Origin of the sequence: Mesorhizobium sp. M4B.F.Ca.ET.017.02.2.1, from assembly GCF_003998955.1 — a bacterium.
GTDB lineage: Bacteria > Pseudomonadota > Alphaproteobacteria > Rhizobiales > Rhizobiaceae > Mesorhizobium > Mesorhizobium abyssinicae.
Genome location: NZ_RZOF01000252.1, coordinates 1 through 9,512, shown reverse-complemented (window position 1 = coordinate 9,512; position 9,512 = coordinate 1). Strand labels below are relative to the sequence as shown.

Genomic DNA, 9,512 nt, shown 5'->3' with positions numbered 1-9,512 from the left:
GTTAAATATATAAAGGCAATGCGCCAGCGAGGTCGCGCCCCCCTAGCCCGGATAGTCCGGCAGGCTGGCAAAGGCCGTCCTCAGCGCGTTCGACCAGCCGTCCGAGATGGTGCGGTAATATTGATCGTCCTGGCCGATGCGCTTCTTCATGCTGACCTTGAAGGCGTCCTTCTCGTAGAACAGGAGATCGAGCGGCAGGCCGACCGACAGGTTCGACTTCAGCGTCGAATCGAATGAGACCAGAAGCAGCTTCACCGTCTCGGCCAGGCTCATGGTGCGCTCATAGGCGCGGATGATGATCGGCTTGCCGTATTTGGTCTCGCCGATCTGGAAGAACGGCGTGTCGTCGGTCGATTCGATGAAATTGCCTTCCGGATAGATCATGAACAGCCGCGGCGGGCTGCCCTTGATCTGGCCGCCGAGGATGAAGGAGGCGTTGAAATAGGAATCGGCCTTGTCGCCGGCCGGCGAGGAATGAGCGATGACCTCCTTGACCGTGTCGCCGACCAGCCGCACCGTCTGATACATGGACGGCGTCTCGAGCAGCGTCGCGTGACGATCGGCAACCGCCTTGGTGCGTTCGTCGAGCAGGCTGACGACGGCCTGCGTGGTCGCCAGATTGCCGGCCGACATCAGCACGATGACGCGTTCGCCGGGCTCCTCCCAGACATGCATCTTCTTGAAGGTGGAGATCGAATCCATGCCGGCGTTGGTGCGCGTGTCCGACATGAACACGAGCCCGCGATCGATCTTCAGGCCGACGCAATAGGTCATGGCTGCACTTCCAGAGCAATTCGAGGAAAAGTGCGTAGCGCCTTTCCGCCCGGAATTGCGTCAAAAACCTGGAGCGGATCGGCGATTCTATCAAAGCCGCACCGCTCCAGCGGCGAATCTTGCTGAATTACTGCTCTACCGTGACGGTGACGGCAAGCTTCTCGTCCGCTTGACCGAGCAGAATCCCCGATATGGGCGAGGCATCGCGGTAGTCGCGACCCGTCGCCACCCTGACATAGCGTTCGTCGGGAGAGATGCCGTTGGCGGCATCGAAGGCAACCCAGCCGAGGCCCTGAACATGCGCCTCGGCCCAGGCGTGGCTTGCTGCCTGCTCGACAGCCGCGTCCATCATCAGATAGCCGCTGACATAGCGGGCCGGAAACCCCATGGCGCGCGCCGCGGCGGCGAAGATATGGCTGTGGTCCTGGCAGACGCCGGTCTTCAACGCCAGCGCCTCCTCGGCCGGCGTCATCACGGTGGTGGCGCCAGGCTTGTAGGCGACACGCTCGCCGATCGTGCCCATCAGCCGGTGCAGCCGCTCGATATCGGTGCCCTTCCCCGCCGAGCCGGCAAGCTCGCGAATGCCTTCGCCGGCGGCGGTCAACGGCGTTTCCTGGGCAAACAGCCAGAGCGGCGCGAAACCATGATGCGGACCGGATACGCCAGTGGTGTCGCGCGTGAGCACCTCGCCCGACGCTTCGATGGTGATGGCGTGAGGCTCGCCTTCGACGCTCAGAAGCCTTGTGTCGTTGCCGAAGTGGTCGGTGAAACGCACCTCCTCGCGCGCGCCGTCGATATTCAGGCCCCAGGACTGCACGGTCTGCGTGTGGCCGCTGACCGGCAGCAGGCGCAGCCGCTGCAGCAGATATTGCACCGGCGCATCGTAGCGGTACTCGGTCCGATGGGTGATCTTGAGCCGCATGGCTTCATTTTCCGTTTGCGAGCATGAAGCTCAATAGAACCTGTAGTCCTGCGCGATCTCGTCGCCGAGCCTGGTGTTGTCGCGGATGAAGTTGGCCAGGAATTCATGCAGGCCGGCGTCGAATATATCCTTGATCGAGCCTGCCCGCAGCATCGCCTGGGTCTTCTCGGCCGTGGCATGGCAGGCGTGGCGCTCGCCATAGTCGTCGCCCAGGAATTTCAGATGCTCGGCGAGGAAGCGGTAGCAGAAGGTGAGCGAACGCGGCATGCGCACGTTGAGGATCAGGTAGTCGGCAATGTTGGTCGGCTTGTAGTCGGCGTCGTAGACCCACCGGTAGGAGCGATGCGCCGACACCGAGCGCAGGATCGATTCCCACTGATAGTTGTCGAGCGTCGAGCCGACCCAGGAGATCGAGGGCAGCAACACGTAATATTTGACGTCGAGGATGCGGGCCGTGTTGTCGGCGCGCTCGACATAGGTGCCGAGTTGCGAGAAATCGAAGATCTCGTTGCGCAGCATGGTGCCGTAGAAGGAGCCGCGGATCAGCGCCGTCTCGCGCTTGATGGCGTCAAGCACGGTCGGCAGGTCGCGTTCGTCGATGGGCTTGGCCAGCATGCGCTTCAGCGACATCCAGGCCTCGTTGATGCTTTCCCAGGTCTCGCGCGTCAGCGCGGTGCGCACCATGCGGGCATTGTTGCGGGCGGTCTCGATCGCCGACATCGTGCTCGACGGGTTCGAGGTGTCGCGCAGCAGGAAGTCCGAGACGTTGGCCGCGGTATAATCCTGATACTTCTGGGTGAAGGCGACGTCGGATCCGGCGCTAAGCAACACGGAATTCCATTCTTCCGACGCGTTCTGCGTACGGGTGAGCGCCATGCGCAGGCCGGCATCGACAAGGCGGGCCATGTTTTCGGCCCGCTCGATGTAGCGGTTCATCCAGTAGAGCCCGTTGGCGGTGCGGCCGAGAAGCATGGGAAGTGGCCCTTCGGGCTAGTGAGTAGGGAATAGGGAGTACGCGGTAGTAAGAGCTTGAATTTCAATGAAATACGGCATTCCCAGTCCCCTATGCTTTCACACTATTGCCTACTCACTAATCCCTACTCACTCAGCTCAATCATCCAGCACCCACGTATCCTTCGTCCCGCCGCCCTGCGAGGAATTGACCACCAGAGAGCCCTCTTTGAGGGCCACGCGCGTCAAGCCGCCGGGCACGATCTGGATACGGTCGGAGACCAGCACATAGGGGCGCAAATCGACGTGGCGCGGCGACAGGCCCTTCTCGGTCAGGATCGGACACGTCGACAGCGCCAGCGTCGGCTGGGCGATGTAGTTCGACGGCTTTGCCGCGAGCTTCTTGGCGAAATCCTGGCATTCCTTCTTGGTCGCCGCCGGGCCGACCAGCATGCCGTAGCCGCCGGAGCCGTGCACTTCCTTGATGACGAGCTCGTTGATGTGCTCCAGCACATATTTCAAGCTGTCCGGCTCGGAGCAGCGCCAGGTCGGGATGTTGCCGAGGATCGCCTTGCGGCCGGTGTAGAACTCGACGATCTCCGGCATGTAGGAATAGATCGCCTTGTCGTCGGCGATGCCGGTGCCCGGCGCGTTGGCGATCGTGATGTTGCCGGCGCGGTATACGTCCATGATGCCGGGCACGCCAAGCGCGGAGTCCGGGCGGAAGGTCAGCGGATCGAGGAAAGAATCATCCACCCGGCGGTAGAGCACGTCGATCTGCTTGTAGCCTTCGGTGGTGCGCATCGCGACGTGGCCGTCGACGACGCGCAGGTCCTGGCCCTCGACCAGTTGCACCCCCATCTGGTCGGCGAGGAAGGCGTGCTCGAAATAGGCGGAGTTGTAGCTGCCTGGCGTCAGCACGGCGATGGTCGGCGCGCCCTTGGTGCTCTGCGGCCTGACCGCTGCCAGCGACTGGCGCAAGAGCTGCGGATAGTTTTCGACCGGCCGCACCTTGATCTGCTGGAACAGCTCGGGAAAGAGCTGCATCATCGTCTCGCGGTTCTCCAGCATGTAGGAGACGCCGGAGGGTGTGCGGGCATTGTCCTCGAGAACGTAGAACTCGTTCTCCGAAATGCGCACGATGTCGACGCCGATGATGTGGGTGTAGACGCCCGCGGGCGGCCTGACGCCGATCATCTCAGGCAGGAAGGCCTCGTTCTTGGCGACCAGTTCCCTGGGCACGCGGCCGGCGCGCAGGATCTCCTGGCGGTGGTAGATGTCGTCGAGGAAGGCGTTCAGTGCCTGGACGCGCTGCTCGATGCCTTGCGTCAGGCGGCGCCATTCATTGCCCGAGATGATGCGCGGAACGATGTCGAAGGGGATCAGCCGCTCCGAGGCTTCCTGCTCGCCGTAGACGGCAAAGGTGATGCCCGTCTTGCGGAAGACGCGTTCGGCGTCCTGCATTTTCTCGGTAAGCCTGGCCGGGTCTTGCTCCTTCAGCCAGCGATCATAAGCCGAATATGGTCTTCTCAGTCCGGAAACTTCCGGAAGCATTTCATCGAACGCTGCCAATCGCGTACTCCCCTGTGAGACCATTTCACTGGCGTCGCCGGAGAAAATCAAGCGCAATCGGTGATTTGATGAGTGACGGCGGTCGTTATGTCAGGACTGCCCAAGATTAAGGCAGGGCCGACAGGACCGGGTCAGGCTTTGCCTTGCTCCCGGGCAAACGACAAAAGGCGACTCAGAAGGCGCGGAAGGTCACGATGGTGAAGGTGTCCTTGATGCCGGGCAGAACCTGCACCTTCTCGTTGATGAAGTGGCCGACATCCTGGTCGTCCTCGACATAGAATTTGGCGAGCAGGTCGTAATTGCCGGCAGTCGAGTAGATTTCCGAGGCGATCTCGGCATCGGCAAGCGCGCTGGCGACCTCATAGGCCTTGCCGAGATCGCACTTAATCTGCACGAAAAATGCCTTCATTGCCCGGTCCTGCCTAGCCTGTGAGCGAATAAGCGGCCCTTTTGGCAGACTGCCGCCCGGCTTTCAAGCATCAGCCGGCCATGCGCAACAGTTGGCTGCTTGTCAGCGCCGAATGGCTGATGCTTGCGAGCTGCTGAAACCACCAAGCGATGCCATGCGTATGTTAGGATGAATCTTCGGACTGCGATTTCCCCCGGGGACAACGGAGACAGGCCATGCGCCGCTCATTATTCGCATTCGCAATCATTCCATTCCTGTTCATGTCCTCGGCCTTCGCCGGCGACGCCGAGATCAAGGCGGCGCAGACGGTCATCGACAGCCAGCTGAAAGCCTTCGTCGCCAATGACGGCGCCAAGGCCTACAGTTTCGCCGCGCCGAACGTGAAACGCGTCTTCCCGACCGTCGACATGTTCATGAACATGGTGACCAACGGCTACGCGCCGGTGCGCAAGCCGCAAAGCTATGCCTTCGGCAAGGTCGAGCAGACGGGCCCGACCTCGATCATCCAGCAGGTGATGATCGTCGGGCCCGACGGCAAGGACTACGAGGCGGTCTACACGCTGGAGCAGCAGCCTGACGGCAGCTTTCAGATCACCGGCTGCAGCCTGCGGGCGTCGACGTCGCTGAGCACCTGATCCGGTCAGACGACCGGAATATCGCCGCGGGCCCAGCCCTCGGAAATCTCGGCCGCCTGCGCCTCGAAGGCGCCGGCCTGGATGGCGGTGCGGATATCCTGCATCAGTTTCTGGTAGTAGGACAGGTTGTTCCAGGTGAGCAGCATCGCCCCCAGCGATTCCTGCGAACGCACCAGGTGGTGCAGATAGGCGCGCGAATAGTCGCGCGCGGCCGGGCAATCGCTCTCTTCGTCCAGCGGGCGCGGATCGTCGGCATGGCGGGCGTTGCGCAGGTTGACCTTGCCGCGGCGCGTGTAGGCGAGGCCATGGCGACCGGCGCGGGTCGGCATCACACAGTCGAACATGTCGATACCGCGCGCCACCGATTTCAAGATGTCGTCCGGCGTGCCGACGCCCATCAGGTAGCGCGGCTTGCCGGCCGGAAGTTCGGGACAGGTGATGTCGAGCATTTCCAGCATCACCGCTTGCGGCTCGCCGACGGCCAGCCCGCCGACGGCATAGCCTTTCAGATCCATCGCGTTCAGGGCTTGCGCCGAGCGCACGCGCAAATCGGCAATGTCGCCGCCCTGGACAATGCCGAACATCGCCTTGCCCGGCTGGTCGCCGAAGGCCGTCTTGCAGCGCTCGGCCCAGCGCAGCGACAGTTCCATGGCGCGCTCGATCTCCTTCGGCTTGGCCGGCAGTGCCGTGCATTCGTCGAGTTGCATCTGGATGTCGGAATCGAGCAGACCCTGGATCTCGATCGATCGCTCAGGCGACATCTCGTAGGGCGCGCCGTCGATATGCGAGCGGAAGGTGACGCCCTTTTCCGAGAGCTTGCGCAGTTTGGACAGCGACATCACCTGGAAGCCGCCGCTGTCGGTGAGGATGGGATGCGGCCAGCGCGCGAATTCATGCAGGCCGCCGAGCTTCGCCACGCGCTCGGCGCCGGGCCGCAGCATCAGATGATAGGTGTTGCCGAGGATGATGTCGGCGCCGACGCCGCGCACCTGGTCCATATACATGGCCTTGACGGTACCGCCGGTGCCGACCGGCATGAAGGCCGGCGTGCGGATCTCGCCGCGCGGCATCGAAATCACGCCGCGCCGCGCCTTGCCGTCGGTGGCAAGCAGCTTGAAGGTGAAAGCCTCAGCCATTGAAGTCCTTGTCGTGCACAGGCGCGCCGGGTGCCTGCTCGTCGAGCGACTGCCGGTAGCGGATGCAGCCGCGCATGAATTTTTCCCAGGGCGGCACCGCGATGGCAGGTTCGGTCTTTTCCGGCAGCAGGGCCCAGAGGTCGGGGTGATGCCAGCAGAGATCGTGGCCGGTGGAGTCGCGATGGGTGCGAATCCCGGCGCGCAATTTCTTCACCTCCGCGACCAGAGCGTCGCGGTCCATGTGTTCCAGATCATCGTCCATCGCTCGTCTCCGCTCGGTTAAGCAAGCTGGCGTCTCCGTAGGAGTAGAACCTGTAGCCGCTGTCGATGGCATGCGCATAGGCCGCGCGCATCGTCTTCAGCCCGCTGAAGGCCGAGACCAGCATGAACAGCGTCGAGCGCGGCAGATGGAAATTGGTCATCAACAGGTCGGCGGTGCGGAAGTGGTAGCCGGGTGTGATGAAGATATCGGTCGGGCCCGACCATGCGGCGAGTTTGCCGTCTTCCCTGGCGGCGCTCTCCAGCAGGCGCAGCGACGTCGTGCCGACGGCGACGATCCGCCCTCCCCGCGCCCTTGCCGCGTTGAGCGCTTCGGCGGTCTCGGCGCTGACAGAGCCGGTCTCGGCATGCATCTTGTGGTCGGCGGTGTCGTCTGCCTTAACCGGTAGGAAGGTGCCGGCGCCGACATGCAGCGTGACGAAGCGGCGTTCCACCCCCTTGGCGTCGAGAGCGGCAAACAGCTCGGGCGTGAAATGCAGCCCGGCGGTGGGCGCTGCGACCGCGCCCTCCTCCCTGGCGTAGATGGTCTGGTAGTCGCTGCGGTCGCGCTCGTCGTCGTCGCGCTTGGAGGCGATGTAGGGCGGCAGCGGGATGTGGCCGACGGCGTGCAGCGCCTCGTCGAGGAACGGGCCGGAGAGATCGAAGCCGAGCAGAACCTCGCCGGCCTCGCCCTTCTCGATCACCGTGGCGTCGAGCTGGCCGAGGAAGCAGGAATTGGCGTCATGGCCGAAATGGATGCGGTCTCCGGCACTGATGCGCTTGCCCGGCCGCATGAAGGCCTGCCAGCGGTCGGGCGCCACCCGCATGTGCAGCGTCGCCTCGACCTGCGCCTGTGCCTCGCCGCGCCTGCGAATGCCCTTCAGCTGCGCCGGAATGACCTTGGTGTCGTTGAATACGAGCACGTCGCCGTCGCCGAGCAGCGACGGCAGGTCGCGCACCGTACGGTCGGACAGCCCTTCCCCCGGCCTGACGACCAGCATCCTGGCGCTATCGCGCGGCTCGGCGGGGCGCAGCGCGATGCGCGCTTCCGGCAGGTTGAAGTCGAAGAGGTCGACGCGCATCAGAAGAGCCGGATGAGCAGCGCTCCGGCGAGCAGCAACACGGCGCCGGCAATGCGGCCGAGCGAGATCTCGCGCACCGCCACGCCGAGGAAGCCGGCACGGTCGATGAGCATGCCGGCCAGCAGCTGGCCGGCGACCAGGAACGCCATCAGCGCGGCGGCGCCGATGCGCGGCGTGAGAATGGTCGAGAGCGTGACGTAGAAGCCGCCGAGCATGCCGCCGGCGATGAACAGCCATGGCGCCGGCGCCTTCCAGTCGAGCGAAATGCCCTGCAGCTTCACCACGACGACAGCGATGACGCCGAGCACGACCGCGCCCGACAGGAAGGAGAACGCAGCCGCCGCGACCGGGAGCCCCAGGCCGCGCGCCAGCTGCGAATTGATGGGCGCCTGAACGGCGATGAAGGCGCCGGACAGGATGCCAAGCAGGGACCAGACGGCGCCCATCATCGTTATGCCGCCTTTACTTGACGTCGGCCGCGACCTTCAGCGACACGATCTTGTCGGGGTCCTGCACCGGCTCGCCGCGCTTGATCTTGTCGACATTGTCCATGCCTTCGAGGACCTGACCCCAAACCGTGTACTGGCGGTTGAGGAAGGAGGCGTCATCGAAGCAGATGAAGAACTGCGAGTTCGCCGAATTCGGGTTCTGGGCGCGCGCCATCGAGCAGGTGCCGCGGCCATGGTTGGCGTTGGAGAACTCGGCCTTCAGGTCCGGCTTGTCGGAACCGCCCATGCCCGCGCGCGAAGGCGCGAAAGAGGGCTTGCTCGAATTGCCGAACTTGACGTCGCCGGTCTGCGCCATGAAGCCGTCGATGACGCGGTGGAAGACAACGCCGTCATAGGCGCCTTCGCGCGCCAGCTCCTTGATGCGGGCGACATGGCCGGGCGCCAGGTCGGGGAACAGTTCGATGACGACCTGGCCCTTGGTCGTTTCCATGATGAGGGCGTTCTCGCGGTCCTTGATCTCAGCCATGTCAGATATCCTTTTGAAAAAACAGATTTACTTGTCGGTGGCGATGCGCACTTTGATCATCCGGTCAGGATCGCTGACGGTCCCGTTGTCCGCCTCGTCGCCCTTCTTGATGTTGTCGACCAGCTCCATGCCGCTGACGACATTGCCGACGATGGTGTACTGGCCATCGAGCGACGACGCCGGCGCGAACATGATGAAGAACTGCGAATTCGCCGAATTCGGATCCTGCGAACGGGCCATGCCGACCACGCCGCGCTTGTAGTGCTCGGTCTGCGAGAATTCGGCCGGCAGGTCCGGCAGGTCGGAACCGCCGGTGCCGACGGCCTGGGGGTTGAAGCCCTTCTTCATGTTGCCGAACTTGACGTCGCCGGTCTGCGCCATGAAGCCGTCGATGACGCGGTGGAAGGCGACATTGTCGTAGGCGCCCTCGCGCACCAGCTTCTTGATCTGCGCGACGTGCTTGGGCGCCAGGTCGGGGCGCAGCGCGACGGTCACGTCGCCATCCTTCAGCGTGATGATCATGGTGTTTTCGGGATCGGCGGCGAAGGCCGAGACCGAGGCGGTCACGAGACCGGCCAGCACGACAAGGAACGTAGCGAGCTTCTTCAGCTGCATGGTATTTCTCCGAAGATCTTTTGTTTGGTGCATGTCGTCACCCAAAACCTGCATCCACTTTTGGGCGACATGCACTATTTCGCGAATTTTGCTGTCAGCGCCCCGGCGACGGCCGCCGGCACGAAGGGGCGGATGTCGCCTCCCATCGAGGCTATCTGGCGGACAAGTGTGGCGGTAATTGTT

General features: G+C 63.5%; 12 protein-coding genes and 1 pseudogene. 1 reads left to right on the top strand and 12 read right to left on the bottom strand.

The window, feature by feature from the left end; translation table 11 throughout:
• Window positions 1-42 precede the first annotated feature (42 nt).
• The 5 genes from EN738_RS24615 to EN738_RS24595 form a co-directional block, all read right to left on the bottom strand.
• Window positions 43-774: a peptidase gene (locus tag EN738_RS24615; RefSeq protein WP_127285977.1), complete on the bottom strand. Its 732-nt coding sequence runs from the start codon at window positions 772-774 to the stop codon at window positions 43-45.
• A 127-nt stretch (window positions 775-901) separates the two neighbouring features.
• The gene (locus EN738_RS24610) at window positions 902-1,696 is read right to left on the bottom strand and encodes a transglutaminase family protein (RefSeq protein ID WP_127285976.1); all 795 of its coding nucleotides are present in this window, start codon (window positions 1,694-1,696) and stop codon (window positions 902-904) included.
• A gap of 30 nt (window positions 1,697-1,726) precedes the next feature.
• Complete coding sequence (locus EN738_RS24605; RefSeq protein WP_127285975.1) at window positions 1,727-2,668, bottom strand: alpha-E domain-containing protein; 942 nt, start codon at window positions 2,666-2,668, stop codon at window positions 1,727-1,729.
• A gap of 138 nt (window positions 2,669-2,806) precedes the next feature.
• Complete coding sequence (locus EN738_RS24600; RefSeq protein WP_187331400.1) at window positions 2,807-4,219, bottom strand: circularly permuted type 2 ATP-grasp protein; 1,413 nt, start codon at window positions 4,217-4,219, stop codon at window positions 2,807-2,809.
• Window positions 4,220-4,391: 172 nt separating this feature from the next.
• Entirely contained in the window at window positions 4,392-4,628 is a 237-nt protein-coding gene (locus EN738_RS24595; RefSeq protein WP_127285973.1) for an Lrp/AsnC ligand binding domain-containing protein, read from the bottom strand.
• A 215-nt stretch (window positions 4,629-4,843) separates the two neighbouring features.
• On the opposite strand from EN738_RS24595, the gene EN738_RS24590 reads away from it, so the two are divergent.
• On the top strand, window positions 4,844-5,263 hold the full coding sequence (locus EN738_RS24590) for a DUF4864 domain-containing protein (RefSeq protein WP_127285972.1): 420 nt from the start codon (window positions 4,844-4,846) through the stop codon (window positions 5,261-5,263).
• Between the two features lie 5 nt (window positions 5,264-5,268).
• Here the strand turns inward: EN738_RS24590 and tgt are convergent, their stop codons facing one another.
• From tgt to EN738_RS24555, 7 genes and pseudogenes are all read right to left on the bottom strand, one after another.
• Window positions 5,269-6,399: a tRNA guanosine(34) transglycosylase Tgt gene (gene tgt, locus EN738_RS24585; RefSeq protein ID WP_127285971.1), complete on the bottom strand. Its 1,131-nt coding sequence runs from the start codon at window positions 6,397-6,399 to the stop codon at window positions 5,269-5,271.
• The gene (locus EN738_RS24580; protein WP_127285970.1) at window positions 6,392-6,661 is read right to left on the bottom strand and encodes a hypothetical protein; all 270 of its coding nucleotides are present in this window, start codon (window positions 6,659-6,661) and stop codon (window positions 6,392-6,394) included. Before EN738_RS24580 ends, tgt begins: the two co-directional genes overlap by 8 nt.
• Window positions 6,651-7,739, bottom strand: coding sequence for a tRNA preQ1(34) S-adenosylmethionine ribosyltransferase-isomerase QueA (gene queA, locus EN738_RS24575; protein WP_127285969.1), 1,089 nt, complete (start codon window positions 7,737-7,739; stop codon window positions 6,651-6,653). The genes EN738_RS24580 and queA overlap by 11 nt, the downstream gene beginning before the upstream one ends.
• Window positions 7,739-8,188: a DMT family transporter gene (locus tag EN738_RS24570; RefSeq protein WP_127285968.1), complete on the bottom strand. Its 450-nt coding sequence runs from the start codon at window positions 8,186-8,188 to the stop codon at window positions 7,739-7,741. Before EN738_RS24570 ends, queA begins: the two co-directional genes overlap by 1 nt.
• Before the next feature lie 13 nt (window positions 8,189-8,201).
• Window positions 8,202-8,714 (bottom strand): peptidylprolyl isomerase, encoded by a 513-nt coding sequence (locus EN738_RS24565; RefSeq protein WP_127285967.1) that lies wholly within the window; start codon window positions 8,712-8,714, stop codon window positions 8,202-8,204.
• A 27-nt stretch (window positions 8,715-8,741) separates the two neighbouring features.
• Window positions 8,742-9,329: a peptidylprolyl isomerase gene (locus EN738_RS24560; protein WP_127285966.1), complete on the bottom strand. Its 588-nt coding sequence runs from the start codon at window positions 9,327-9,329 to the stop codon at window positions 8,742-8,744.
• A 74-nt stretch (window positions 9,330-9,403) separates the two neighbouring features.
• Window positions 9,404-9,512, bottom strand: a pseudogene (locus tag EN738_RS24555) (phosphopantetheine adenylyltransferase); the annotation flags it as partial.

What these genes read in the sequence shown, in the direction of transcription:
- tgt (WP_127285971.1), bottom strand. Translation starts at nt 6,399, where the DNA reads ATGGCTGAGGCTTTCACCTTCAAGCTGCTTGCCACCGACGGCAAGGCG.
- EN738_RS24615 (WP_127285977.1), bottom strand. Translation starts at nt 774, where the DNA reads ATGACCTATTGCGTCGGCCTGAAGATCGATCGCGGGCTCGTGTTCATG.
- queA (WP_127285969.1), bottom strand. Translation starts at nt 7,739, where the DNA reads ATGCGCGTCGACCTCTTCGACTTCAACCTGCCGGAAGCGCGCATCGCG.
- EN738_RS24605 (WP_127285975.1), bottom strand. Translation starts at nt 2,668, where the DNA reads ATGCTTCTCGGCCGCACCGCCAACGGGCTCTACTGGATGAACCGCTAC.
- EN738_RS24590 (WP_127285972.1), top strand. Translation starts at nt 4,844, where the DNA reads ATGCGCCGCTCATTATTCGCATTCGCAATCATTCCATTCCTGTTCATG.
- EN738_RS24595 (WP_127285973.1), bottom strand. Translation starts at nt 4,628, where the DNA reads ATGAAGGCATTTTTCGTGCAGATTAAGTGCGATCTCGGCAAGGCCTAT.
- EN738_RS24570 (WP_127285968.1), bottom strand. Translation starts at nt 8,188, where the DNA reads ATGATGGGCGCCGTCTGGTCCCTGCTTGGCATCCTGTCCGGCGCCTTC.
- EN738_RS24565 (WP_127285967.1), bottom strand. Translation starts at nt 8,714, where the DNA reads ATGGCTGAGATCAAGGACCGCGAGAACGCCCTCATCATGGAAACGACC.
- EN738_RS24560 (WP_127285966.1), bottom strand. Translation starts at nt 9,329, where the DNA reads ATGCAGCTGAAGAAGCTCGCTACGTTCCTTGTCGTGCTGGCCGGTCTC.
- EN738_RS24610 (WP_127285976.1), bottom strand. Translation starts at nt 1,696, where the DNA reads ATGCGGCTCAAGATCACCCATCGGACCGAGTACCGCTACGATGCGCCG.
- EN738_RS24580 (WP_127285970.1), bottom strand. Translation starts at nt 6,661, where the DNA reads ATGGACGATGATCTGGAACACATGGACCGCGACGCTCTGGTCGCGGAG.